This window comes from Faecalibacterium sp. I3-3-89 (genome assembly GCF_023347275.1).
In the GTDB taxonomy this organism is placed as follows: Bacteria; Bacillota; Clostridia; order Oscillospirales; family Ruminococcaceae; genus Faecalibacterium; species Faecalibacterium butyricigenerans.
Genome location: NZ_CP094468.1, coordinates 548,811 through 574,532, shown reverse-complemented (window position 1 = coordinate 574,532; position 25,722 = coordinate 548,811). Strand labels below are relative to the sequence as shown.

22 protein-coding genes are annotated in these 25,722 nt (G+C 62.5%); 10 read left to right on the top strand and 12 right to left on the bottom strand.

The genetic code is table 11. The features are described 5' to 3' along the window. Window positions 1–33 precede the first annotated feature (33 nt). The 9 genes from murG to rsmD all read right to left on the bottom strand — a co-directional run bounded on the left by murG (window position 34) and on the right by rsmD (window position 10,292). Window positions 34–1,161, bottom strand: coding sequence for an undecaprenyldiphospho-muramoylpentapeptide beta-N-acetylglucosaminyltransferase (gene murG, locus MTP38_RS02670; RefSeq protein WP_249234186.1), 1,128 nt, complete (start codon window positions 1,159–1,161; stop codon window positions 34–36). 21 nt (window positions 1,162–1,182) lie between these two features. Continuing rightward, window positions 1,183–2,469, bottom strand: a complete 1,287-nt coding sequence (locus tag MTP38_RS02665) for an FtsW/RodA/SpoVE family cell cycle protein (protein ID WP_249234185.1) — start codon at window positions 2,467–2,469, stop codon at window positions 1,183–1,185. A gap of 24 nt (window positions 2,470–2,493) precedes the next feature. Further along, entirely contained in the window at window positions 2,494–3,483 is a 990-nt protein-coding gene (locus MTP38_RS02660; RefSeq protein ID WP_227620600.1) for a glycosyl transferase family 4, read from the bottom strand. Between the two features lie 21 nt (window positions 3,484–3,504). Beyond that, window positions 3,505–4,878 (bottom strand): UDP-N-acetylmuramoyl-tripeptide--D-alanyl-D-alanine ligase, encoded by a 1,374-nt coding sequence (locus MTP38_RS02655; RefSeq protein WP_249234184.1) that lies wholly within the window; start codon window positions 4,876–4,878, stop codon window positions 3,505–3,507. A gap of 72 nt (window positions 4,879–4,950) precedes the next feature. Further along, complete coding sequence (locus tag MTP38_RS02650; RefSeq protein ID WP_249234183.1) at window positions 4,951–7,470, bottom strand: penicillin-binding transpeptidase domain-containing protein; 2,520 nt, start codon at window positions 7,468–7,470, stop codon at window positions 4,951–4,953. A 60-nt stretch (window positions 7,471–7,530) separates the two neighbouring features. After that, window positions 7,531–8,022, bottom strand: a complete 492-nt coding sequence (locus tag MTP38_RS02645; protein ID WP_227620603.1) for a cell division protein FtsL — start codon at window positions 8,020–8,022, stop codon at window positions 7,531–7,533. Window positions 8,023–8,063: 41 nt separating this feature from the next. Beyond that, entirely contained in the window at window positions 8,064–9,032 is a 969-nt protein-coding gene (gene rsmH, locus MTP38_RS02640; protein WP_227620604.1) for a 16S rRNA (cytosine(1402)-N(4))-methyltransferase RsmH, read from the bottom strand. Between the two features lie 226 nt (window positions 9,033–9,258). Next, window positions 9,259–9,720, bottom strand: coding sequence for an ATPase (locus MTP38_RS02635; protein ID WP_227620605.1), 462 nt, complete (start codon window positions 9,718–9,720; stop codon window positions 9,259–9,261). After that, complete coding sequence (gene rsmD, locus MTP38_RS02630) at window positions 9,720–10,292, bottom strand: 16S rRNA (guanine(966)-N(2))-methyltransferase RsmD (RefSeq protein ID WP_227620606.1); 573 nt, start codon at window positions 10,290–10,292, stop codon at window positions 9,720–9,722. Before rsmD ends, MTP38_RS02635 begins: the two co-directional genes overlap by 1 nt. 164 nt (window positions 10,293–10,456) lie before the next feature. Here rsmD and MTP38_RS02625 point away from each other — a divergent pair, with 164 nt between their 5' ends. The 5 genes from MTP38_RS02625 (at window position 10,457) to MTP38_RS02605 (ending at window position 16,004) form a co-directional block, all read left to right on the top strand. Then, window positions 10,457–11,077 carry a flavodoxin family protein gene (locus MTP38_RS02625; protein WP_249234182.1) on the top strand — a complete coding sequence of 207 codons (621 nt, stop codon included), beginning with the start codon at window positions 10,457–10,459 and terminating at the stop codon, window positions 11,075–11,077. Window positions 11,078–11,369: 292 nt separating this feature from the next. Continuing rightward, window positions 11,370–13,766, top strand: a complete 2,397-nt coding sequence (locus MTP38_RS02620; RefSeq protein WP_249234181.1) for a glycoside hydrolase family 2 protein — start codon at window positions 11,370–11,372, stop codon at window positions 13,764–13,766. Between the two features lie 124 nt (window positions 13,767–13,890). Beyond that, window positions 13,891–14,286 carry a hypothetical protein gene (locus tag MTP38_RS02615; protein ID WP_227620609.1) on the top strand — a complete coding sequence of 132 codons (396 nt, stop codon included), beginning with the start codon at window positions 13,891–13,893 and terminating at the stop codon, window positions 14,284–14,286. A 3-nt stretch (window positions 14,287–14,289) separates the two neighbouring features. Next, complete coding sequence (locus MTP38_RS02610) at window positions 14,290–15,126, top strand: DUF5685 family protein (RefSeq protein ID WP_227620610.1); 837 nt, start codon at window positions 14,290–14,292, stop codon at window positions 15,124–15,126. Between the two features lie 131 nt (window positions 15,127–15,257). Next, entirely contained in the window at window positions 15,258–16,004 is a 747-nt protein-coding gene (locus tag MTP38_RS02605; protein WP_249234180.1) for a J domain-containing protein, read from the top strand. Window positions 16,005–16,057: 53 nt separating this feature from the next. Here the strand turns inward: MTP38_RS02605 and MTP38_RS02600 are convergent, their stop codons facing one another. The 3 genes from MTP38_RS02600 to serC form a co-directional block, all read right to left on the bottom strand. Next, window positions 16,058–16,993, bottom strand: a complete 936-nt coding sequence (locus MTP38_RS02600) for a hypothetical protein (RefSeq protein WP_249234179.1) — start codon at window positions 16,991–16,993, stop codon at window positions 16,058–16,060. A gap of 154 nt (window positions 16,994–17,147) precedes the next feature. Then, window positions 17,148–18,308, bottom strand: a complete 1,161-nt coding sequence (locus tag MTP38_RS02595) for a phosphoglycerate dehydrogenase (protein WP_249234178.1) — start codon at window positions 18,306–18,308, stop codon at window positions 17,148–17,150. A 12-nt stretch (window positions 18,309–18,320) separates the two neighbouring features. Further along, window positions 18,321–19,403 (bottom strand): 3-phosphoserine/phosphohydroxythreonine transaminase, encoded by a 1,083-nt coding sequence (gene serC, locus MTP38_RS02590; RefSeq protein ID WP_249234177.1) that lies wholly within the window; start codon window positions 19,401–19,403, stop codon window positions 18,321–18,323. A gap of 324 nt (window positions 19,404–19,727) precedes the next feature. Here serC and MTP38_RS02585 point away from each other — a divergent pair, with 324 nt between their 5' ends. The 5 genes from MTP38_RS02585 to MTP38_RS02565 all read left to right on the top strand — a co-directional run bounded on the left by MTP38_RS02585 (window position 19,728) and on the right by MTP38_RS02565 (window position 25,709). Beyond that, window positions 19,728–20,150: a BlaI/MecI/CopY family transcriptional regulator gene (locus tag MTP38_RS02585; RefSeq protein WP_249234176.1), complete on the top strand. Its 423-nt coding sequence runs from the start codon at window positions 19,728–19,730 to the stop codon at window positions 20,148–20,150. An 83-nt stretch (window positions 20,151–20,233) separates the two neighbouring features. Then, a complete protein-coding gene (gene rlmD / locus MTP38_RS02580; RefSeq protein ID WP_249234175.1) occupies window positions 20,234–21,400 on the top strand; it encodes a 23S rRNA (uracil(1939)-C(5))-methyltransferase RlmD in 1,167 nt (388 codons plus the stop codon). 46 nt (window positions 21,401–21,446) lie between these two features. Then, window positions 21,447–22,187 carry a FadR/GntR family transcriptional regulator gene (locus tag MTP38_RS02575; RefSeq protein WP_249234174.1) on the top strand — a complete coding sequence of 247 codons (741 nt, stop codon included), beginning with the start codon at window positions 21,447–21,449 and terminating at the stop codon, window positions 22,185–22,187. 287 nt (window positions 22,188–22,474) lie between these two features. Further along, on the top strand, window positions 22,475–24,256 hold the full coding sequence (gene ilvD, locus MTP38_RS02570; RefSeq protein WP_442900559.1) for a dihydroxy-acid dehydratase: 1,782 nt from the start codon (window positions 22,475–22,477) through the stop codon (window positions 24,254–24,256). Between the two features lie 97 nt (window positions 24,257–24,353). Then, entirely contained in the window at window positions 24,354–25,709 is a 1,356-nt protein-coding gene (locus MTP38_RS02565) for a GntP family permease (RefSeq protein ID WP_249234172.1), read from the top strand. The last annotated feature ends 13 nt before the right edge of the window (window positions 25,710–25,722 follow it).

Here is a 25,722-nt window from a genome sequence, read left to right as displayed (position 1 = left end):
TCTGATTTTATCACAAGAGGGCCGTCGAATCAATCACGGGGTCTTGACCAGTTTGAGCAGGGCGTCCACGATGCGGTCGAGGCTGTCGTCCACCGAGAGGCTGCGGGCATTCCGGCCCATCGCCGCCAGCTTGCCCGGCTCAGACAACAGACCGGAGACGGTGGAGATGAGCTTCTCGCCGGTCAGGTCCTTTTCCTCGATGACCACAGCGGCCCCGGCCTTCTGCAGCTCCATGGCGTTGTAATACTGGTGGTTCTCGGCCACATTGGGGCTTGGGATGAGGACGGCGGCACGGCCCTCGGCTTCCAGCTCGGCCAGCGTCAGAGCACCGGCACGGCTGATGACGAGGTCGGCAGCGGCCAGCAGCTCGGGCATATTGTTGATGTATTCCCTCACCTCAAGGCTCTCGCCGGGGGCGAAGCCCTTTTCCTTCTCAAGGTTTTTGAACAGCTCCACGCCGTACTGTCCGGTGGCATGGATGTGGAGCACAGGCTTATTTTCCTTCTGCTCCCATGCGCAGAGGTCGGCCACCACCTCGTTGACCCGGCGCGCGCCCAGACTGCCGCCGAAGGAGAGGATGACGGTGCGGTCGCCTGCGCCCAGCTGGGCGCGGATGGCATCCCGTTCCCCGGCCTTCTCGAACACTTCGGGCCGGACCGGGTTGCCCACCACCTGCGTCTTTTCGGGAGCGCCCAGCTTCTCGACAGCGGCGGGCACGGCGGCAAAGACGATGTCCACATCGGGGGCCAGCAGCTTGTTGGTCACACCGGGGAAGGCGTTCTGCTCGTGGATGGCGGTCTTGATGCCCTTCTTGGCGGCGCAGCGCACCACCGGGCCGGAGACATAGCCGCCGCAGCCGATGACAAGGTCAGGCTGGACCTCCTTCATCATCGCCTTGGCCTTCGGGCCGGAAAGGGCCAGATTCCAGAGGGTGATGAGGTTCCGTCTGATGTTGTTGAGGGAGAGCTTCCGCTGGAAGCCGGTGATCTCGATGTGGTGGAAGGGATAGCCCGCCTGTGTCACGAGGCGGTACTCCATCCCCTCCTTCCGGCCTGCAAAATGGATCTCTGCGGCGGGGTCGGCTTTTTTGATGGCTCCCGCGATGGCCAGAGCCGGGTTGATGTGTCCGGCCGTACCGCCGGCTGCGATGAGTACACGCATGATGATTTCCTCCTTGAACGGTCAGAGGCCCATATCGGGTCTGAGTACAATGGTGTTATCCGGTTTCTTTTCCTGCTGCTCCCGCAGGGCACGGCGGTTTTCCCGCTCGAGGCGGGCGCGCTCGCCGCCCCGGCCGATGTTGATCATCACGCCCATCTCGGCCAGCAGCAGGATGAGGCTGGTGCCGCCGGAAGAGAAGAAGGGCAGTGAGATGCCGGTGTTGGGCAGGGTGTTGGTGACGACCGCGATGTTGCAGAACACCTGCCATGCGATCTGGGCCATGATGCCGATGCCCACCAGCGAGCAGTAGCGGTTCTCGGCGTGGAACGCCATCCACAGCCCCTGCACGAGGAAAAGGACGAAGAGCAGGATGACCACCACAGCCCCCACGAAGCCCAGCTCCTCGCAGACGACGCTGAAGATGAAGTCGTTGGTGCTTTCGGGGAGCCAGAGCTGCTTTTCGATGCTGTTGCCGAGGCCGAGGCCCGTCACGCCGCCGGAGCCGATGGCGTAAAGGCTCTGCAGGGTCTGGTCGGTCATCTTGGCAAGGTCATGCGTCCAGCCGTCGAGGCGGCTCTGCAGGTAGGGGATGGAGTCGATATGCCCCAGCAGCGTCTGCAGCAGGCTTGCGCCGAGGCCGGCACACGCCCATGTGATGACGCCGCCGCTGCCGCCCAGCATGAGGATGGTGCCCACGATGGCCGTCGTCAGGACGATGCCCGACATATGCGGCTCCAGCACCAGCAGGCCCACCACCGGGACGAGGGGCAGCAGCGGGATGACCAGCTCCCGCACGATGCGCTGGTAGAGCCATTTCCGCACCGGGATCCGGCGGGGCGAGGAGGGGTCGAGCTTTTCCAGATGGGGCGCTTTCGCGGCCAGATGGGCCGTGAGCAGGATCATCTCGAACTTGGCGATCTCCGACACCTGAACCGTGACACCGGCCACACGCAGCCAGCGGCGGCAGCCGTTCAGGGGCGCACTGAAGAGCACCGCGATGAGCATGAGGATGCAGATGAAATAGCCCGGCCAGACCAGCCTGCGCAGGAAGCGGTGGTCGATGCGGGAGAAGAGCAGCATCGCCCCCAGCCCCAGCCCCAGACAGAACATCTGGGACTTGATGTAGTAGAAGCTGTCCCCCATCCGCAGATAGCCCGTGGTGTAGCTGGCGCTGAACAGCATGATCAGCCCGAACACGATGATGACCGCCAGCGTCGCCAGCCAGTTGATGAGCACCTGCGGCCATGGGCCGGGGTCTTTCTGGACGATAGCAAACGGCTCAGACTTTTTTCTTCGGATGGTCGCCATCCGCACTCCCTCCTTATGGGCCGCTCAGCTGGCCCGCGCCGCCTGCAAGGTCAGCGCGAGGCCCAGCAGGGCCAGAACTCCAAAGATATAAAAGATATTCACCGGGTCAAAGCCCCGCTTCTCGAGCCAGCGGTGGAGCGGTGCAGTGCCAAACAGCTGCCGCCGCCCGCCGGAGGCCTTCCATACGACGATCTGCAACGCCACCATGCCGCCCTCCAGCCAGTAGGGCAGAGCCAGCGGCAGGGTCAGCCCGGGCCAGCCGATGCTCAGGGGCACACAGCCCAGCGCACCGGCCAGAAACTGGCATCCCACCGCGCCGGGGCGGAGCTTTGCGGGATAAAAGTTCCAGAGCAGAAAGGCCATCAAGGCCCCGGCCAGCGCCGCCGGGAGGACGCCCAGCGGGAACCAGCCCAGAAGCGTCATGGCCGTCATGAGGCCCAGCATGGCGATGAAGGCGCAGCCGCAGACCGTGCCGTCCATCCCGTCGGCGGTGCGGACGCTCTCGGCCAGCGCCACGAGGAGCACCAGCCAGACCGCCGGGGCCAGCGGCCCGAGGGTACAGTAGCCAAGGCCCGGAACGGCCAGCCCGTCGGGCAGGCAGTCGTTCAGCCCCAGCAGGGCCAGCACCAGCGCGCCGGAGGCCGCTTCCAGCCCCAGCCGCACCGGACGGCGCAGCCCCAGCGGCGAGCGATGCCGCAGCCGGGCCAGATCGTCCGCGAGGCCCACGCCCCCGAAGCAGAGCGCCCCGAAGAGGGCGATGAGCAGCCGGGTGGTCAGCAGGTTCTCGCTGCCCAGCAGCTCAGGCTGGGCGACGCAGGCCGCCGTCCAGCCGACGCCCACCGCCGCCATCGTGCCCGTCATGAGACACAGCCCGCCCATCGTGGGCGGCTCGGCTTCCTTCTGAGGCTGCTGCCGGTCGTGGAACGCCCGGAGCAGCGGGGTCATTAAATTCCCGAGCGCCGCCGTGAGGAAAAATCCCAGCGTCGAGGCGACGATCAAGGCAAAACGAATCATAATAATACTCCAAGTATTTCTTTACTTCCCGCAGACGGGATAGAACAGGGCCAGCGCCTTTTCCAGCGCCATGCCGCGGCTGGCCTTGACCAGCAAAGCGTCTCCAGCCTTCATCCGGGCCAGCAGGGCGTCGGCCGCCTGCTGGTAGTCCCCGGCGTGGACCACGTCGGCAAGGCCCGCCGCTCTTGCGGCCTCCGCCGTCCGTGCAGCCTCGGGCCCGTAGGTGACGAGGGTGGTCAGCCCGGCCCCGGCCGCCTGACGGCCCAGCTCCTCGTGGGCAGAGGCGCTCATCTCCCCCAGCTCCAGCATATCGCCCAGCAGAGCAAAGCGGCGCTTGCAGGGGTACTCCCTGAACATGGCCAATGCGGCCTTCATGCTGTCGGGGTTGGCGTTGTAGCAGTCCTCAATGACGTCCATGCCGCCTGCGTGGACCACCTTCTGGCGCATACCGGTCTGCTCGAAATCGGCCAGACCCGCGATAACGCCCTCGGGCGCGAGGCCCAGACGGGTGGCGGCGGCATACGCGGCCAGCGCATTCGCCACGTTGTGACGGCCCATGGCGGGGATGGTCACTTCATAGCGGCCTGCGGCCCTGTCGCAGAGGGTGAAGGCCATGCCGTCCCCCTCCTGCCGGACGTTGAGGGCACAGACGTCGGCGCTCTCGTCGCCGAGGCTGAACCACACCGGACAGACGTGGCCGGGCAGAGCGGCTTTGCGGAGGAAGGGGTCGTCGCCGTTCAGCACGAGGGGCGAACCCTCCGCAAGGCCCGCGCAGATCTCCAGCTTCGCCTTGCAGATGTTCTCCTGACTGCCCAGATTGCCGATGTGGGACACGCCGATGCAGGTGATGATGCCCACATCGGGCCGGGCACAGCGGGCCAGACGCTCGATCTCGCCTGCGTGGCTCATGCCCATCTCCACCACGGCGTATTCGGTCTCCTTCCCGATGCGGAACAGGGTGCGGGGCAGGCCCAGCTCGTTGTTCTGGTTGCCCTCGGTCTTGATGGTATCCCCAAAGCCCGCGATGGCGGCATAGGTCATCTGCTTGGTGGTGGTCTTGCCCACGCTGCCGGTAACGCCCACCACCTTGGGGTGGAACTGGCTGCGGTAGTTCGCCCCCATGACCATCATGGCGTGGTAGCTGTCGGGGCTGATGACCGCCTTTTCTGCCGGGACCCCCTCCACCGGGTGGTTCAGCACGACATAGGCTGCCCCCTCTTCCAGCGCCTTGGCCGCGAAATCGTGGCCGTCGAACCGCTCGCCCGGAAAAGCCACGAAGATGCAGCCGGGGCAGACCTCGCGGCTGTCGGTGGTCACAAGGCCGATGGGCCGGCCGTCGGCGAAGCCCTCGGGGGCAAGGCCCTTCAAAAGCAGATCTGCTGCGATATGTTCCATAAATCATTCTCCCCTTATTAAGATGATGTAACGACTTCCGAAAGCCTCTCCCTTCGGGAGAGCCTCCCTCCATTATCCGCAGGTGATGGTAACGACGGTGCCCTTCTGGACACTGGCACCTGCGGCCTCGCTCTGGCTCTGCACCGTGCCTGTGCCTTCCCCTGCCACCTGACAGTTCAGTCCGGCGGCGGTCAGCATCTGGCGGGCAAAGTCGGCGCTCTTGCCGCTGACGTCCGGCACCTCGGTGTGACTGCCGGAATAGGTATCGGTATACAGATAGATGGTGGTGCCGCTGGCCACCTCTGCCCCTGCATGAGGGTACTGGTAGGTGACGACGGCGGCGGTCTGGCTGCTCTCGCTCTCCACCAGCTGGTGCTTGAGGCCCTTGTTGTTCAGGGCGACCTGCGCGTTGCTCCACTCCTTGCTCACGAGGTTGGGCACCTTCACGGTGGTCTGGCTGCGGTCGATGCCGTCGGTGGCGATGCCCAGATAGGGGGCGATCTCACTGATGATGTTGCCGACCACAGGCGCGGCCAGAATGGAGGAGTAGTCGGTGCGGGCGTTGTTGGGGTCGTCCAGCATGACATAGACCAGAATTTCCGGGTCGTTGGCGGGCAGGACCGCCGCGAAGGACGCGACCTTCTTGTAGTCGCCGTCGGCGCGGCGCTCCATGTTCAGCTGCTCGGAGGTGCCGGATTTGCCGCCGATGCGGTAGCCTGCGACGTAGGCATTGGAACCGCCGCCGCTGGTGGAGCCGTCGCCCACCTCGTACTCCATGATCTGGCGGATGGTCTCACTGGCGCTCTCGCTGATGACCTGACGGCGGACGTTCGCGCCGACCTCCTCGACCACATTGCCGTTCTGGTCGGTGATCTTATCCACCACATGGGGGGTGACAAGATAGCCGCCGTTGACCGCCGCCGAGATGGCGGTGCAGACCTGCAGCGGGGTCACGGCCATGGCCTGACCGAAGGCGGAGGACGCAAGCTGGACCTCCCCCAGCTGGTTCTTGGTGTAATACTTCATCATGCCCGTTTCATTGGGCAGGTCCACGCCGGTGCGCTCGGTGAAGCCGAAGGCGTCGAAGTAGTCATAAAAGACGCTGGAGCCGAGCCGCTGCCCCAGCTGGATGAAGTAGATGTTGCAGCTGTTGCGGAGGGCCTCGGCAAGGTTCTGGACCCCGTGAGACTTCTTTCCGGCGCAGTGGTAGGTCTCCTTCGCCACGCCGTAAGCACCGGAGCAGTTGAGGGTGGTGTAATAGGTGGCCTTGCCCGAGTCCACCCCCATCGCCGCCGTGATGACCTTAAAGACGCTTCCGGGGTAGTACAGCTCGGTGATGGCCTTGTTCTTCCACTGGATGTCGCGGTAGGTGCCGGTGTAGTCCGGGTCCGGGTCGGGGACCTTCTTGCCGTTCTCGTCCAGCAGGAATTTTTTGGGGTCGTCCGGGTCCTTGAGGTAGATGGTATAGATCTCCGGCTCGGCCTGAACCTGCTCGCTCAGATAGGTCAGGTTCGCGCTGAAATCCAGCGGGTCATTGGGGTCGAAGTCGGGCTTGGAGGCCATTGCAAGGATGGCACCCGTCTTGACGTTCATGACGATGGCCGCACCGCGGTTCTCGACGTTGTTGGCGTAGACCGCCTCGTTGAGGTAGCGCTCCACCACCTCCTGCACGTTGACGTCCAGCGACAGCACCAGATTGGAGCCGTCCTTGGCGGCATAGGTGGTGGCGTTGGCGTCGGCGATGGCGTTGCCGTAGGCGTTGCGGCGGGTGATGGTGCGGCCGTTGACGCCCGCAAGGGTGGAGTCGTAGGACTTTTCCAGCCCATAGAAACCCTCGCCATCGCCATTGCAGAAGCCCAGCACCGACGCGGCGAACGCACCGTAGGGGTAATCCCGCTGGAAGCTCTTGGACGAGGAGACGGAGATGCGGCCCTTCCGGACGGTGGTGCCGTCCTCCAGCGTCTTGGCCTTGGTGTGTTCTTTGTTGTAGGTGCTGACGTATTTCTCGATGGAGAGCTTGACGGCGTTGTTCACCTTGGTGGCAAGGACCTGATAGGAGGAGGTATTCTTCGCCAGCGCGTCATGGACGGTCTGGTACTGGGTCTGGTACTCCGCCGAAGAGGTGTCCACGCGGTCAAGGCTCTCCCCGTCGCCGGAGAGCAGCCGCAGGGTGATCTGACGGCTCACCTCAGCCAGCGTCGTCTCGTCCACCGTCTTGAGGACTTCGCCCGTCTCCTCGGCGGTCTGGCTGGTGAAGAGGGCCGTGGAATAGCTGGGGTCGGCCCAGATGGTCCATACTACGCTGGTAGAGGCCAGCGTAATGCCGGAGGCGTCGTAGATCTCGCCCCGCGTCGCCTGAATGGTGCTGTCCAGCAGCTGCTGCTCGGCCGCATACTGGCGGAAGGTCGCACCCTGTTCGATCTGGATCTTATACAGGCTGTAGGTCACGATGCCCGCAGCCGCCATGACAAAAAATACCGCCGCACCGAAGCTGAAACGCCGCAGCCGTGCGCTGAGGCGCTCGTGCGGGTCGCTGCGGCGAAGGCGGTAGTAGACGTTCCTGTGCTGGTTTTTGGAGGGCTTATTTTGCATGGTATTCTCCTGCAGAAACCAGAAAAGCGTGCGCTGCCGCACGCTTTTCTGTCTGTTTGCTTATTTTATGCTGCCGACGGAGGCCAGAACGGTCATTGCGCCGTCGTGCAGAAAATCCGTCCACTGGTGGACAGCCGACTCCCTGCGCACCAGCACGCTCTCGCTGTCGAGGCGGATGTAGGTGATCTGGCTCTGGTCCATCTTCATCAGGCCCAGACGACCGGCCACCTCTTCCACGCTGGTGATGTTGGTCTTGCTGTTGAGGACGCTGTTGTAGTAGGTGTACTGGCTTTGCTCGCTCACCAGCTCTGCCTTGGCTTTCTGGATCTGGTCGTTGACCTCCACCAGCTGGGCCTCGCTCCAGAGCAGGCTGACCGCAAGGCCCGCCAGCAGTGCCATCGAGATCAGCTGAAGCAGATGCTGCATGGCCGCCTGAACTGGGTTGAGACGGCGCTTGCCGCCCTTTTCCACCCGCAGCGCGACCTTGCGCTGCGTCTGAGGTGCTTTTCTGCGGCGCACCTCAGACGACATATCATAGGCTGGCTGACCCATAGTGATCTCCTCCTCTCACCCTGAGCGGTGCCCTGTCCGGCTCAGAGCTTTTCCAAAACGCGCAGGTGGGCAGAACGGCTCCGCCGGTTCTCCTCCAGTTCCTGCTGGTCGGCCTCGATAGGCTTTCGGGTAATGAGCTTTGCTTTCGCCTTGCCGCCGCACACGCAGACCGGGAACTCCGGCGGGCAGGTGCAGGCCGTGGACCAGCGGCGGAATTTGTTCTTCACCAGCCGGTCTTCCAGCGAATGGAAAGTGATGACGCACAGCCTTCCACCCGGGGCGAGGTGGTCGAAGATGGTGTCCAGCCCCTCCTCCAGAGCGTCCAGCTCATGGTTGACTGCGATGCGCAGCGCCTGAAAGGTACGCCGCGACGGGTTCTTGTTCTTGCGCCGCTCTGCCGGCGGCATGGCACTGGCCACGATGTCGGCCAGCTGTAAGGTCGTCTCGATGGGGGCCGTCTCCCGAGCCTCCACGATATGCCCGGCGATCTGCCATGCATAGGGTTCCTCGCCGTAGTCCCGCAGGATGCGGGCAAGCTCTTCCCGGCTGGCGGTGTTCACGAGGTCTGCCGCCGTCTCCCCCTGCTGGCTCATCCGCATATCCAGCGGAGCGTCCGCCCGGTAGGAAAAGCCCCGGGCCGCGTCATCCAGCTGATGGCTGGAAACGCCGAGATCCAGCAGCGCACCGTTGATCTTCTCGATGCCGAGGCCCTCGAGGGCTTGTCCGGCATAGCGGAAATTGATCTGCACCACGGTGGCCGGAAGCCCCGCCAGACGTGCCCGGGCGGTCTGCACCGCGTCGGGGTCCTGATCCAGCGAGACGAGCCGCCCGCCCTTTGTGCCGTCGAGGCGGAGGGCGATCTGGCGGGAGTGCCCCGCGCCGCCCGCCGTGCCGTCCAGATAAATGCCTGCCGGGTCGATGTTCAGTCCGTCGAGGCACTCGTTCAGAAGCACGGGGATATGCTCAAACGAGGCCGGGTCGAACTGCGCCATCTCTTCTTTCTGTGTCATCGTGCCCAGCCTCCCTTCGTTTCGTGTTCCGAGCCGTCCGATACGCCGGACATCTCTCCGGGAGTTTGTCCCGTTTAAATGCTGTCAAGATACCTGACGACTCTATTTTATTGTAGCAAATCACAGCGCTGAATGCAAGTTTTTTCCTTCGCTTTTTTCCTACAAAATCGCACAAAAAAAGCCCCTGCGAATCGTCACTTTGACTCGCAGGGACTTGGAAGCCCTCTTATGCGCCGCGGCGGGGCGTCTGGCGCAGGTTCGCACGGACGTTTTTCACCTGTGCGGCGTTCTCGGCCATGGTCTCTTCGGTGGTTTTCAGCATATTGTCGCAGTAATCCGTCACGGTCTGGCGGACGGTGCGGGCCTCGGTCTGGGCGGCGGAGACGATCTCCGACGCACGCTGCTGGGCGGCGCGGACGATCTCGGCCTCGCTCACAAGGATGCGGGCACGCTCTTCGGCCTTCTTCACGATGGCCTGCGCCTGTGCGTTGGCCGACTCGATGAGCTGGGCACGGTCGCTGACGATGGACTGGGCCTGCCGCAGCTCCACCGGCAGGTTCGCGCGGATGTCGTCAAGATAATCCCGGATCTGCTCCACATCCACGATGCGCTTGCCGCCCGAGAGGGGCATCCCCGTGCTCTCTTCCAGCAGATCCTCAATGGTATCCAAAAGCTCGTTGACGTTCATCAGGCTTCTCCTTCTTCCTCGGCGGCGTCTGCCACCGGCTTGCCATATTTCCAGAGCAGGACCTTGCCGTACTTGTACTGCTTTTTCAGCTGCAAGCCGCCCACCTCAGCGGGGAGGACGAGCTTCGTTTCGCTCTCGCAGATAACGATGCCGCCGGGGGCGACGCACTTGTCCACGAGGGGGAGGATGTTTTCCAGCGTGCCGTTGTGGAAGGGCGGGTCCAGCAGCACCAGATCGAACTGCTCCCGGCAGGCAGAGAGGAAGCGCGCTGCCTCGCCGATGTTGACCCGGCTGCGGTCAAAGACGCCGCAGCTCTTGCAGTTCTTCATCACGATGCCGACGGCCTCGCGGTTCTCATCCAGAAATACACACCGGGCAGCGCCCCGGCTCAGCGCCTCGATGCCCAGCTGGCCGCTGCCTGCGTACAGGTCCAGCACACGGGCACCGGGCAGGTCGAACTGGACGATGCTGAACATCGCCTCCTTCACCTGATCGAGGGTGGGGCGGGTAATATCCGTGCCGGGCAGCGCTTCCAGCCGTCTGCCGCGGGCTTCTCCTGCAATGACTCGCATGTTTTGGCCTCCTTTGGTCTTTCCTGTTATCGTAACTTCATATTATCGTCATACCGCCGCTCTTTGTCAAGGGCAGCGCCAAGATTCGTTGCGTTCCGGGCCTGAATGTGCTAAAATTATCCCAGAACGCCGCTTTTTCGGGCGTAAGAAGGAGAGTATACATCATGAAAGTCCTGCTCATCAACGGCAGCCCCCACGAAAAGGGCTGCACCTATACCGCACTGACCCTCATCGCCGGAGAGCTGAACACTGCCGGCATCGAGACGGAGATCCTGAACGTCGGCACCAAGCCCGTGGGCGGCTGCATCGGCTGCGGCGGCTGTGCCGCCGGCAAGGGCTGCGTCTTCGGCGGCGTGGTCAACGAGGCCATCGAGAAGGCCAAGACCGCCGACGCCTTCGTCTTCGGCACGCCGGTGCACTATGCTTCTGCCTCCGGCAACATGACCAGCTTCATGGACCGCCTCGCCTACGCAGGCGGCAAATATCTGGCCTACAAGCCCGCCGCCATCTGCTGCTCGGCCCGCCGCGCCGGTACGACGACCACTCTCGACCAGCTGGTAAAGTACCCCGAGTTCTTCCATATGCCGCTGGTGAGCGGCTCCTACTGGCCGATGGTCCACGGCTCGAACCCGGAGCAGGTGCTGCAGGACGCCGAGGGCTGCGCCGTGATGCAGGAGCTGGGCCGCAACATGGCATGGCTGCTCCGATGCATCAAAGCGGGCCGGGCCGCCGGCATCGACCACCCGGAGAATCCCCGCCGCCCGATGACGAATTTTATCCGATAAACCTCTCAGTCAAAGCCTGACGGCTTTGCCAGCTCCCCTACCGAGGGGAGCCTCTGGCGAAGAGGAAAAGCTTTGCGAAATGCCAAGGCCTCCCCTCTTTAGGGGAGGTGGCACGCCGTAGGCGTGACGGAGAGGTTTTCTCCAAGGGGCTGCTTTCCCGCCGGGGGAGCGCCCCCTTCTTTTTTGAATTTTTATTCCAAAACCGATAAAAACCGGCCCGGATTCTTTTTTCGTTCATAACTTTGTGGTAGCATAAGAACAAAAGTATTCTTTGCCACGGAGAGCATTTGTGATGGAACACTACGATTGGAATGACGGCTGGCAGTTCACCCCGGTCTTCGACCCCGCCATCGTGCGGCCGGAGTCCCCGGAGCTGGAGCTGGAAGAGGTGCGCCTGCCCCACACGGTCAAGACCCTGCCCTACAATTACTGCAATGAGAACGACTACCAGAAGCTCTCGGGCTACCGGCGGGAGTTTTTTGCGCCCAGAGAGTGGGAGGGCCGCACTGTCCTGCTCACCTTCGGGGCCGTGGCCCACGACGCCACGGTGTTCTGCAACGGGCGGCGGGTGTTCCACCACAGCTGCGGCTACACCGCCTTTACGGTAGACCTGACCAGCGCCCTCCATCTGGGCCAGAAAAACGTGGTGGCCGTCCGCTGCGACAGCCGCGAGGACCTGAACATCCCGCCCTTCGGCGGGCAGATGGATTTTCTCACCTACGGCGGCATCTGCCGCGCCGTCTGTCTTGACGTCAAGGAGACTGCCTACCTGCGGGACATCTTCATCGAGACGAAGGCCGAGGGCGGTTTCCGCATCTACACCGCCACCGTGGGCGAGACGGTGGGCTGCACGCTGCAGGCTGAGATCCGCAGCCCCTCGGGCAGCCGGGCTTTTTATACCGGTGAGCTTTCGCTGCCCATCACCGGCGCGCTGAACAGCGTCCATCCGTGGAGCATCGAACACCCCACCCTCTACACCCTCACCGTCCGGCTCATCCGGCCCGGCACCGGCGGTCTGCCCGACCGGGTGCTGGACGAAAAGAGCTGCCGCTTCGGGTTCCGCACCTTACAGTTCGTGGCCGGGGGGCTTTATCTCAACGGCCAGCGGGTGGAGCTGCGGGGCCTCAACCGCCCCCAGAGCTACGCCTATCAGGGCTATGCCATGCCTGACAGCATCCAGCGTCTGGACGCCCAGCTGTTGAAAAAGCAGCTGGGCTGCAACGCCGTCCGGCTCACGATGCCCCCCAGCCCCGCCTTCCTCGACGCCTGCGACGAGCTGGGTCTGCTGGTCTTTGTGGAGATGCCCGGCTGGCAGTATGTGGGCGACGACATCTGGAAAGCGCAGGCGCTGCAGAACTGCCGCGAGATGGTCTGCCAGTGCCGCAGCCATCCCAGCATCTTCCTCTGGGGCGTCCGGGTCTGCGGCAGCGCCGACGACGAGAGCTTCTATAAGCGCACCAACGAGACGGTCCGCCGCCTCGACCCCACCCGCCCCACGGCGGGCACCCGCAGCACCCGCCGCAGCCAGCTTCTGGAGGACGTCTACGCCTACACCGACTACTCCTACCGGGGCCGGGGCGTCGGCTGCGAGGCCCGCACTGCCGTCACCCCCGATCCCCGGAAAGGCTACCTCATCAGCGAGTTCGAGGGAGCACAGTTCCCGGCCAAGCCCTTCGACGACGAGCCGCACCGTCTGGCACAGGCGCTGCGCTATGCCTCTGTCCTCAACGACACCATCGCCCAGCAGGGGGTGGCCGGCAGCTTCGGCTGGTGCATGACCGACTACAACACCCATCGGGAGTTCGGCAGCGGCGACCGCATCAGCTATCAGGGCGTGATGGACCTGTTCCGCAACCCCAAGCTCTCTGCCGCCGTCTACGCCAGCCAGAAGCTCCCCCGCTCCCCCTCTGACATCGTGCTGGAGGTCTCGTCCACCATGGCGCCGGGCGACCATCCGGGCGGCTTTGCGGGGGCGTGCTGGGCCTTCACCAACGCCGACAGCCTGCGGTTCTACCGGGACAACGACTTCGTGGCCGAGTTCGCACCCGACCGCCGGGGCCGTTTCGCGGCTCTGCCTCACCCGCCCATCGAGATCCACGACTTCGTGGGCCTGCTGCTGGAAAAGTATGAGGGCCTCGACCGGGCCGCTGCGCCGCAGGTAGCCGCCATCCTCAACGAGATGCGCCGGGACGCCATGGAGCTTTCGCCCCTGTCCCGGGCGCGGATGTACTCGCTGCGTCTGAGCTGGAACGAGCTGCTGCAGCTCTACTACAAATATATCGGTGTGCTGGGCAGCCCCTCCGCCGTCTACCGCTTCGAGGCGGTGTGGCATGGCCGGGCCGTCCGCACCGTCGTGAAGGAGCCGGTGCAGAGCGTCCGGCTGGAATGCACCGTCCACAACCCCATCCTCACCGACGGCCCCACATGGGACTGCGCCGCCGTCAGCCTCCGGGCCATCGACCAGAACGGCAACCTCCTGCCCTACTGCGGCGAGGCCGTCCAGTTGAGCGTGGAGGGGCCGCTGCGCATCCTCGGACCCAGCGTCGTGCCCCTGCGGGGCGGCATGGCAGGCACCTATCTTGCCACCACCGGCGAGGCCGGCCCGGCCCGGCTGCGCTGCCGGATGGAAGGTGCGCTGGACACCGAAGCCTCCCTTACCATCCGCCGCCGGGAGGAGGAGAGGGGTTAAATCTCGTCTCTTTACGATAGGTTTGCACTCTGTTCAAAATTTTCTCATGGTTGCATGGTATCCTGAGAGCAGAAAAATACCGAGGGGCGGCGCACCCGCCCCTCTTTTATGAGGAAGGACGTTTATGAAAGAAAAGATCCGCCAGTTCATGATCGGCCGCTACGGCACCGACGGCCTGAACCAGTTTTTGAATATCGCATCCCTTGTGCTGGTGCTGGCCTATATCCTCACCCGGCTTCCTCTGCTGCTGTATGTCGGCGTGGTGCTGCTGGGCTTCTGCTACTACCGGATGTTCAGCCGCAACATCTCCAAGCGCACCGAGGAGAACTATCGATACTACGCCGTGAAGGACCGCATCCGCAGCAAATTCAGCAGCCTGCGCGACCAGTGGAACAACCGCAAGCTCTACCACTACTACCGCTGCCCCCAGTGCCGCCAGAAGCTGCGGGTGCCCCGGGGCCGGGGCCGCATCCAGATCTCCTGCCCCCGCTGCGGCACCCAGTTCATCAAAAAGAGCTGAGCCATGTTTGGATACGTCATCCCTGATCAGGCCGCACTGGACGATGCGGCCAAGGCCCGCTACCGCACGGCCTACTGCGGGCTTTGCCGCCGCATCGGCGCGCTCCACGGGCTGCGGGGCCGTCTGACCCTGAGCTATGACCTGACCTTCCTGAACCTGCTGCTCTCCAGCCTCTATGAGGGCGAGAGCGCGTGCATCACCGGCAGCAGCCACTGCCCCATCCACCCCATCCGGAAGGTGAGCTGGCGGCACAGCGGCCCCACCGACTACTGCGCCGATCTGAGCGTGGCCCTCCACTATTACAACGCCGCCGACAAGTGGAACGACGACCGCAGCCTCCTCGGCCTCGGCTTCGAAAGGCTGCTGGACGCCCCCACGCAGGAGGCCGCCAAGCGCTGGCCTCGTCAGTGCGCCGCCATCCGCTCCTGCCTCGACCGTCTGGCCCGGCTGGAAGCCGAGGGCAGCGAAGACCTCGATGCGGTGTCTGGCTGCTTCGGGGAGCTGATGGCCGAGCTGTTCGACTACCGGCAGGATCACTGGTCCCCCGAGCTGCGAAGCATCGGCTTCCATCTGGGCAAGTTCATCTACCTGCTGGATGCCTACGACGACCTCGCCCGGGACGAGAAAAAAGGCGCGTACAACCCGCTGCGCTCCCTCAGCCGCCAGCCCGACTATGAGGAGGAGATGCGGGACATCTTCGAGCTGCTTCTGGCCCGGTGTGCCAGAAGCTTCGAGCGTCTGCCCTGTGTGGAGGATGCCGACCTGCTGCGGAACATCCTGTACTCCGGTGTATGGCTCAAATACAACTGCAAACAGGCCAAGGAAGCCGGAAAAAAATAAACGATTCCGCCCAAAAGGCGGATATTCTTTTGATTTGCGCTTGATTTTACAGGCGCTGTCCTGTAGACTGTAATACTGTATGGAACGAAAGGGCCGCGCAAGGCCTGAGAGAGACGTGAGGAAGTAGACCCATGAGAGATCCCTATGAGGTGCTGGGCATCCAGCGCGGCGCGACCGACGACGAGATAAAGAAAGCCTATCGGGCCAAGTGCAAGCGCTGGCACCCCGACCTGAACCCCAACGACCCCACCGCAGAGGAGCACTTCAAGGAGGTGCAGGCGGCTTATGACGCCATCACCAAGGGCGAGACCGGGCCTCAGATGGGCGGCCCGTCCGGCTATGGCCAGCAGAGCTACGGCGGCTATCAGCAGGGGTACAGCGGCTACCAGCAGGGCTACGGCTCAAACGGCTGGCAGCAGGGCGATTTCGACTTCGGGTTCGACCCCTTTGGCTTTGGGTTCGGCTTCGGCGGCTATCAGCAGCAGAGCGGGGCCAGCTATTCCGGCTCGGACGGCCCCGAGATGCAGGCGGCCCGCAACTTTGTTTCGAATGGCCGCTACGCGGAGGCCCGCCGGGTGCTGGATGGCATGAACAGCCGCTCGGCGCGGTGGTACTACCTCTCCTCGCTGGCCAATCAGGGCCTCGGCAACAGCATCGACGCGCTGCAGGACGCCCGCCGCGCCGTCCAGCTGGACCCCAATAACACCGAATACCAGATGCACCTGCGCCGGATGCAGAACCCCGGCCAGACCTACCGCACCCAGACCACCTACGCCCAGCCCGGCGGGCTGATGCGCTGGTGCTGGAGCATGATCCTGCTCAATCTGCTGTGCAACTGCTGCTGCGGAGGCGGCTGGGGCTGGCGGTTCCGGATGTAAGCAAGACAGAAAAAACCTCCCGTACGCCAGTACGGGAGGTTTTTCTGTTGACGTTAATAGATCACGATGGTGCGGGTGATCTTCTCGCAGGAGTAGTTGCCCGTGGCCTGAGCGGTCTGGGTGTAGGTGCCCGGCTCGGTGGGGAACTCGGTGGACTTGCTGCTGAGCAGGCCCTTTTTCTTATAAGTGTAAGTGACCTTCGCGTCATTGGCCACCACGCCGTCCGACTCCAGCAGAGCGCCGGTGTTGTGGGCTTCGGCCTCGGCCAGCGTCACAGCGGGCAGCTCCTCGGCCCAGTAGAGGCGGACGCCCTCCGTCTTGGGCTTGATCCGGAACATGGCCACACCGGCGGTGTTCAGGTCGCCGGACTGCAGCGCCACAGCACCCGCGATGTACCGGCCCGAATCCACCGGCTGTTCATCCAGATAGATGCGGCTGAACACGCCCTCAGGCAGGTAGCGGCGGATCATTTCCAGCGAGAGCTTAAGGCCCATCGACACATCCTTCAGGGTGGGGATATAGAATTTCAGGGCATCCATCACCTTGACGACCTCATCGGCCACGCTCAGAAGCACGCTGACGTCGTTTCCGTCGATGAGCTGTTTGACATAGGCATAGACGTTGAACTCCTCCACCTGATCGGGGGTCTTGGACATCTTGCGGGGCAGGGGTATCATCTTGAGCAGGGTGCGGAGCTTATCGGAGAGCACGAGGGTGACGTAGCCTTTGGCTTCGCCCTTGACGCCCAGCACCACGCCGATATACTGTACGTCTGCCGGGCGGGTGACCACCGACAGCTCGAACGGGGAGCCATAGACCAGCTTGCCGGTGGCCTGCAGGCGGATGGAGACGGCCTCGTTGGTCTCCTCCATCTGAGTCTGCGAAGCGAGGGGCAGCTCGGTCTGGGCCGCTGCGGCAAACGCCGGAGTCATCATGCTCAGCATGAGGGCTGCTGTCAGGAGCAGCGAGAGCATTCTTTTGGCCTTCATATGGACAAACCTCCTGTATTCATCATCTTCGCCGGGCGGGCTGGTGCCCATGACCCAGCTAGGATAATTTTACCGCAAATCCCTGTCAGGGTCAATAACGGGATTCAAGCAAAAGGGCCGCTGCTTTGGATGGCAGCGGCCCTTCTCCGTTCTCTTACAGGATGCGCACCCGGATAACGGCGGGGATCGCCGAGAGCTTTGCAGCCAGCGCGGCGTCCACTGCGCCGGTGGCGTCCAGCATGGTGTAGGCCATGTTCTTCTTGCTCTTGTTGACCATGTTCTCGATGTTCAGGCCCGCCTCGGTGGTCAGGGCAGTGATCTGGCTGATCATGCCCGGCTCATTCTTGTGGATGATGCAGATGCGCTTGCCTCCGGCGCGGGGCTGGTGCACCTCGGGCATATTCACCGAATGGGTGATATTGCCGTTCTTGAGGTAGTCGCTGATCTCCTGCGCGGCCATGACGGCGCAGTTGTCCTCCGCTTCCGGGGTGGACGCGCCCAGATGGGGCGTGCAGATGACGCCCGGACGGCCCAGCAGGGCCTCGGAGGGGAAGTCGGTCATGTAGCCGGACACCTTGCCGGTGTCGAGGGCCTCCAGCAGGGCGTCGGTGTTGACCAGCTCGCCGCGGGCATAGTTCAGCAGCTTGACACCGTCTTTGCAGAGGGCCAGCGTCTGGGCGTTGATGGTGTCCTTGGTGGTGGGCAGATAGGGCACATGGATGGTGATGTAGTCGCAGAGAGGCAGCATATCGTTCAGGTTGACGCAGTGGCGGACCTGACTGCTCAGATTCCACGCAGCATCGATGGAGATGTAGGGGTCGTAGCCGTAGACCTCCATGCCCAGCTCGATAGCACAGTTGGCGACGCGGGAGCCGATGGCACCCAGACCGATGACGCCGAGGGTCTTGCCCTTGATCTCGTTGCCCACGAACTGCTTCTTGCCCTTCTCCACGCTCTTTGCCATGGCGGGATCTCCGGCAAGGCCCTGCGTCCACTGGGCAGCGGCGGGCACGTTGCGGCTGCCTGCGATGAGCATTCCGATGACCAGCTCGGCCACGGCGTTGGCGTTGGCGCCGGGGGTGTTGAAGACCACGATGCCCTGCTCACTGCACCGGTCGAGGGGGATGTTGTTGACGCCTGCACCGGCGCGGGCGATGGCCAGCAGGCCGTCGTTGAAGGTGGTGTTCAGCAGGTCAGCGCTGCGGACGAGGATGCCGTCCGGGGCGTCAGCGTCCACCGACACATCGAAGAGGTTCTTGTTCAGCTTTGCCAGACCCACCGGGCTGATGGCGTTCAGGGTTTTTATCGTAAACATTGGTTTATCTCCTTACGCATTATCCTTGCGGAACTTCTCCATGAAGTCCACCAGCTTGTCAACGCCCTCGGCGGGCATTGCGTTGTAGATGGAGGCGCGCATACCGCCCACGAGGCGGTGGCCCTTCAGGTTGACGAAGCCGGCGTCTGCGGCCTCGGCGCAGAACTTCTTGTCGAGGTCGGGGTCCGGGCTGGTGAAGGTGACATTCATGGTGCTGCGGTAGCGGTGCTCGACGGGGTTCTTGAAGAAGTCCTGACCGTCGAGGTAATCGTAGAGGACCTTCGCCTTGGCTTCGTTGATCTCCTGCATCTTGGCGAGGCCGCCGATGTCATTCTCCAGATACTTGAGCACCAGACCGGTCATGTAGATGCACCAGCAGGGCGGGGTGTTGTACATGCTGTCCTTGGCCAGCAGGGTGGTGTAGTTCATCATGGTGGGCACAGTGTCGGCCGCGTGGCCCAGCAGGTCGTCCCGGACGATGGCGATGGCCATGCCAGCGGGGGCGACATTCTTCTGGACGCCGAAGTAGATGCAGCCGTATTTCGTCACATCCACGGGCTTGGAGAGGATCATGGAGCTCATATCGGCCACCAGCGGCACGCCCTCCACCTGCGGCAACTCGACGTACTGGGTGCCGAAGATGGTGTTGTTCTGGCAGATGTGGATGTAGCTGGCGTCCTTGTCGTAATCGATGGCGTTCACATCGGGGATATAGGTGAAGTTCCTGTCCTTGCTGGATGCGACGATCTTTGCCTCGCCGAACTTTGCGGCCTCCTTGGCGGCCAGATTGGAGAAGTTGCCGGTGACGATGTAGTCGGCCTTGCCGGTGGTCATAAAGTTCAGGGGCACCATGGCGAACTGCTGGGTCGCGCCGCCCTGAAAGAAGCCGACCTTATAATTATCCGGAATGTTCATCACCCGGCGCAGGGTGGCTTCGGTGTCCGTGATGATGGCGTCGAACCACTTGCTGCGATGGCTCATCTCCATCACGCTCTGGCCGCTGTCGCCATACTCTAGCAGCTCTGCCTGAGCCTGCTTGAGCACCTTTTCGGGTAACATGCTGGGACCTGCGCTGAAATTATAAACTCGTGCCATGGATCGCACTCTCCTTTTCCTCTTCCTGACGGCCCCTTCGGGCGTTGTGCTCTGGATTTGTCCGTAGTATAATGGTTTCAGGGGGTGCAAAACAAGAGCATCTTTGCACAAAGTTCGGCCTCCAAAGTCCGGGCCATCAGCACGAAGCGCACAAATGTCTTTGCCACAGGGACACTTTCAGAGACATCTGTAAAATATACGTCCTATTCCCGCATGAATGCTGGATTTTCCGCCCTTGCTCTCTCCGTCGATTTCTGTTATAATGGCAGTATCTAAGACAAATGTAAAATCAAGTTTTTGCTCAGAAAAGGAGAGAAACGCCCCATGTATGGCATTCCGGACCGATTGAAGCCCCTTTCGGCGGCAGAGGAGCAGGTGCTTCTGGCCCTGTGGGACTGCAAGCCGCCTGCGTCGCGGCGGGACATCGGGGCGCGTCTGGCCGCAAAAGGCTGGGCCGCTGCCACCGTGCTGAATTTTTTGTACCGGCTGGAAGAAAAAGGCTGGGTCATCTGCACCAAGGAGCAGAATCGCAACTTCTACTCCCCCACCGTCACCCGCCGGGCCTACGGCGTCTTCACCATGCGCCAGCGTCTGGACACCGTCTTCGGCGGCGACCTCGCACAGGCCGTGCGGGCGCTGGTGAGCGAGAGCGGCTGCTCCCAGAGCGAACTGGAACAGGCCATCGCCGTGCTGAACGAAAAGCACGCAGAGGCGGAAGAATACGATCTGTACGACCCCTACGGTTAGCCCTCTCCCAAAGGTCGAGCCAATGTACTGCCATCCGTAAGGCACCGGGCCTTCCGGTCTGGCTTTTTTGGAGGATATTATTTATGGATTGCAAACTGCGCACCCAAAACTGCGGCGGCTGCCCGATGCTGAGCACCGAATACGCCGAACAGCTCAAAAAGAAAGAATCCGCCGTCCGCGCCCTGCTGGGCAAATACGGCCCTGTCGCCCCCATCCGGGGGATGGAGACGCCCTATCACTACCGCAATAAAGTGATCTCCACCTTTGCACCCGCCCCCGGTGGAAAACTCACCTCCGGCATCTACGCGGCCCACACCCACAAGGTGCTTCCGGTGGAGAGCTGTCTGCTTCAGGACGAGGTGCTGGACAAGGTGATGCTGGCCGTCCGCGCCGCCGCCAACACCTGCCGCTACCAGCCCTTCCACGAGGACAAGGGCACCGGCCTGCTGCGCCACTGTCTGCTCCGCCGGGGCGTCGCCACCGGTCAGGTGATGGTCGTGCTGGTCACTGCCCAGCCCGTCCTGCCCGGCGCAAAGAACTTCATCAAGGCCCTGCTGACCGAGGCCGAAAAGCGGGGCGTCCCCGTCACCACCGTCGTCCAGAACTACAACCCCCGCCGCACCAGCGTCGTTCTGGGCGAGGACGAAAAAGTCCTCTACGGCAAGGGCTTCATCCTCGACACCCTCTGCGGCAAGACCTACGCCCTCAGCCCCCGCAGCTTCTATCAGGTCAACCCCATCCAGACCGCCGTGCTCTACGGGCTGGCCGTGGACGCCGCCCGCCTCACCGGCAGAGAGGTCGTCCTCGACGCCTACTGCGGCATCGGCACCATCGGTCTGACGGCCTCCGACAAGGCCCGTCAGGTGGTGGGTGTGGAGCTGAACCGGGACGCCGTCCGGGATGCCATCGGCAACGCAAAGCACAACGGTGTGAAAAACGCCCGCTTCTTCGCCGCCGACGCCACAGCATGGATCCGGGAGGCCGCCGACGCAGGCCAGAAGGCCGATGTCGTCTTCATGGATCCGCCCCGGGAAGGCTCGACGCCCGCTTTTCTCGAAAGCGTGGCCCGCATGGCCCCGAAGCGGATCGTCTACGTCAGCTGCAACCCCGAGACGATGGCCCGCGACCTCGCCCTCCTGACCCAGAAGGGCTACCGTGCCGAGGGCTTTACCCCGGTGGATATGTTCCCCCACAGCGCCCATTGTGAGGTGGTCTGCGCCCTGTCCAGAACATCCTCCGGGAAGCGCTGAAGCGTCTCCAATATAAGAAGCTGTTTTTCATAAACGGGTGATTGCTATGAGTGACTTTTCACACTTAAAGAACAAGCTGCTCGCAGAGCAGGTCGAAGACCAGATCTACCACTACATTCTGGATACCCCCATCGAACCGGGCGCAAAGCTGCCCAACGAGTTTGCTCTGGGCGAAAAGTTCCGCGTGGGGCGCAGCACCATCCGGGAGGCTATCAAGCTGCTGTCCAGCAAGGGCATCGTGGAGGTGCGGCAGGGCTCCGGCACCTATGTGGTGACCACGGTCAAGGGGCTTTCCGACCCGCTGAACCTTCGCAGCGTGCAGGACAAGAATGCGCTGGCCTTTGATCTGGTAAACGTCCGTCTGCTGCTGGAACCGGGCATTGCGGAGATGGCCGCGCAGAACGCCACCCCGGAGGATATTGAGCGACTGCGGCGGCTCTGTGAGCGGGTGGAGACGAAGATCCGTGACGGCGAACGCTATATCGAGGACGACATCGCTTTCCACACCTGCATCGCAGAGAGCAGCAAAAATCTGGTGGTGGGGCAGTTGATCCCCATCATCGACACGGCGGTGATGATGTTTGTCAACGTCACCCACAAAAAGCTCATCGACGAGACCATCATGACCCACCGGATGATCACAGAGGCCATTACCAACCACGACCCCCTCGGAGCAAGATCCGCCATGGTGATGCACCTGAACTTCAACCGTACCTATATCAAAAAGGTCTACGATGGTGAGGACCCCGACGACGGCACCATCGGGATGGCCGCCTTTGTCAAATGAGGAACGCCCTGCACGGAAAGATCCATGCAGGGCGTTTTTGTCGCACAAGTCATCTGATGATTTTTAAAAGTGAATCGAATGGAAGCGGGTCGAAAAGGCGTGTTTTGGATGATATATCCCAGAGAATTGGGCAGAGTGCATGATGTATCCCAGATTTTTTGCACAAAAAGTAGGACATACATGGGACAACTTGCAAAAAAGTTACTGTAGATTTACAATAAAATCACAAAAGGTCCTACAGAAAAAAGGACGAAAGCAAGCAGTATTTGGAGGTAATGAATATGGAGTTGCGTTCACAGGAAGTCCGCACTTTAGCACCCGAGAATGACCCGCTGAAGATGGGTATGGGCTGGAAGGTCGAGGACCTTGCAAAGCCCCAGATCATGGTGGAGAGCACCTTCGGCGACAGCCATCCCGGCAGTGCCCATCTGGATCAGTTCGTCAAGGAGGCCGTGCAGGCGGTCAACGATAACGGCGGCAAGGCGGCCCGCTATTTTGCCACCGATATGTGCGACGGCATCGCACAGGGGCATGACGGCATCAACTACTCTCTGCCCCACCGTGACGCCATCGTGAATCTGGTGGAGGCACAGGCAAACGCCAGCGTCTATGACGGCGGCGTGTTCATCGCCAGCTGCGACAAATCCGTGCCCGCCATGCTGATGAGCATCGGCCGTCTGAAGGAGATGAGCGCCATCGTGGTCACCGGCGGCGTGATGGAAGCCCACACCCTGCCCAAGGAGTATGTGGTCAACGACCCCGCCTGCGCCATCAACGAACTGCTGACGCTGGAGCAGATCGGCAAGTTTGACGCATGGGAAAAGACCGGCGTCATCCCCAACAGCCAGCTGGATTATTACAAGCACAACGCCTGCCCCAGCTGCGGTGCCTGCTCCTTTATGGGCACCGCCTCCACCATGCAGATCATGGCAGAAGCACTGGGTCTGATGCTGCCGGGCACCGCCCTGATGCCCGCCACCGCCCCGGAGCTGAAGCAGGCCGCCTACGATGCCGGCAAGCAGCTGATGGAGCTGGTCAAGAAGGGCATCACCGCCAAGGACATCGTGACCAAGAAGAGCTTCGAGAACGCCATCATGGTGCACGCCGCCATTTCCGGCTCCACCAACGCCACCATGCACCTGCCCGCCATCGCCCACGAGTTCGGCATTGAGATCGACGCCGACACCTTTGACCGGATGCATCGCGGCGCACACTACCTGCTGAACATCCGTCCCTCCGGCGACTGGCCCGCACAGTACTTCTACTACGCAGGCGGCGTGCCCCGGGTGATGGAGGAAATCAAGTCCATGCTGCATCTGGATGTGATGACCGTCACCGGCAAGACGCTGGGCGAGAATCTGGAAGAGCTGAAGAAGAACGGCTTCTACCAGCACTGCGACGCCATTCTGGCAGAAAAGACCGCCGGTTTTGCCCGCCCGGTCAGCCGCGAGGACATCATCCACAGCTTTGATCACGCCAAGGGCACCGACGGCAGCATCGCCATCCTGAAGGGCAACCTTGCCCCGGAAGGCTGCGTCATCAAGCACACCGCCTGCCCCAAGAATATGTTTGAAGCCACCCTGCGCGCCAAGCCCTACGATAGCGAGGAGGAGTGCATCTCCGCTGTGCTGCACGGCGAAGTGAAGCCCGGTGACGCCATCTTTATCCGCTACGAGGGCCCGCGCGGCAGCGGTATGCCCGAGATGTTCTACACCGGCGAAGCCATCTGCGCCGACCCGAAGCTGGCTTCCAGCGTGGCCCTCATCACCGACGGCCGCTTCTCCGGCGCAAGCCGCGGCCCGGTCATCGGCCATGTCAGCCCGGAGGCTGCCGTGGGCGGCCCCATCGCACTGGTGGAGCCGGACGACCTGATCCAGATCGACGTGCATAACCGCAAGCTGGCCATCGTTGGCGTGAAGGGCGAGGCAAAGACCCCCGAAGAAATGGACGCCATCCTCGCCGAGCGCCGCGCCAACTGGAAGCCCAAGGCTCCCAAGTACACCAAGGGTCTGCTGAAGCTCTACTCTCAGCACGCCGTCAGCCCCATGAAGGGTGCATACATGGAGTAAATCACTCCGCACAAATAACAAAAAGTAAACCGTCCGGTGCGTTTTTCCGGACGGCTTGGATAAGTGCAACCAAAATCACGAAACGGAGGAAATTTCTATGACAGCAGTTGCAACACCCGATGCGGCACGGCTGGTTTTTGCTGCCGTGGCTGGTCTGATCCTATTGCTCGTTCTCATTATCAAGTTCAAGGTACACGCCATGATCTCCATCCTGATCGGTGCGGTGGGCATCGGCCTGATGGCCGGTATGCCCCTGTCCGACATCATCGGCTCGGTGAACGAGGGCATCGGCAACACCTTAAAGGGCATCGCTCTTCTGGTGGGTCTGGGCTCCATGTTCGGTGCCATTCTGGAAGAATCCGGCGGCGCACAGACGCTGGCCGTGACCATGGTGCGGAAGTTCGGTGACGAAAAGGCCGCATGGGCACTGGGCATCACCGGCCTTGTGGTGGCCATGCCGGTCTTCTTCGACGCCGGCCTCATCATCCTCATCCCGCTGGCCTTCTCTCTGGCAAAACGCACCAAGCGCTCCGTTCTGTACTACGTCATCCCCCTGCTGGCCGGTCTGGCTGTCGGCCACGCATTCATCCCTCCCACGCCGGGTCCTGTGCTGGTGGCTAGCATGCTGGGCGTTGACCTCGGCTGGGTCATCCTCATCGGCATCTTCTGCGGCATCTTTGCCATGATCGCCGCCGGTCCCATCTGGGGCAGCATCTGCGGCAAAAAGTACATGGTCGAAGTCCCCGAGCACATTGCACAGCAGGCAGACATTGACGAGAGCAAGCTGCCCAAGTTTGGCACCATCGTGGGCATCATCATGATCCCGCTGCTGCTCATCATTGCAAACTCTGTGGCCAAGGTCGTTCCCGCTCTGGCTGGCATCCAGCCGGTTCTGGCCTTCCTCGGCGAGCCCTTTATGGCTCTGCTGCTGGCCACCATCGCTGCTATGTACCTGCTGGGCACCCGTCACGGCTACACCAACGCCCAGCTGGAAAAGATCATGACCAAATCTCTGGAGCCTACCGGCATGATCCTGCTGGTCACTGCCTGCGGCGGCGTGTTGCGCTATATGCTGCAGAACTCCGGCCTGGGCGATGTCATCGGCAACGCCGTGGCAAACGCCAGCCTGCCGCTGGTTCTGGTGGCCTTCATCGTGGCTGCCCTGGTGCGCATCTCGGTGGGTTCCGCTACCGTGGCAATGACCATGGCTGCGGGCATCATCTCCGCCATGCCCGGCATCAGCGAACTCAGCCCCCTCTACCTCGCTTGTGTCACCGCTGCCATCGCAGGCGGCTCCACCGTCTGTTCTCACTTCAACGACTCCGGTTTCTGGCTGGTCAAGAGCCTTGTCGGTATGGATGAAAAGACTACCCTCAAGACTTGGACCATCATGGAAACGCTGGTCGGCGGCGTAGGTTTCCTCGTCGCACTGATCATCTCCTTCTTCGCCTGACCGTTATCCGGAT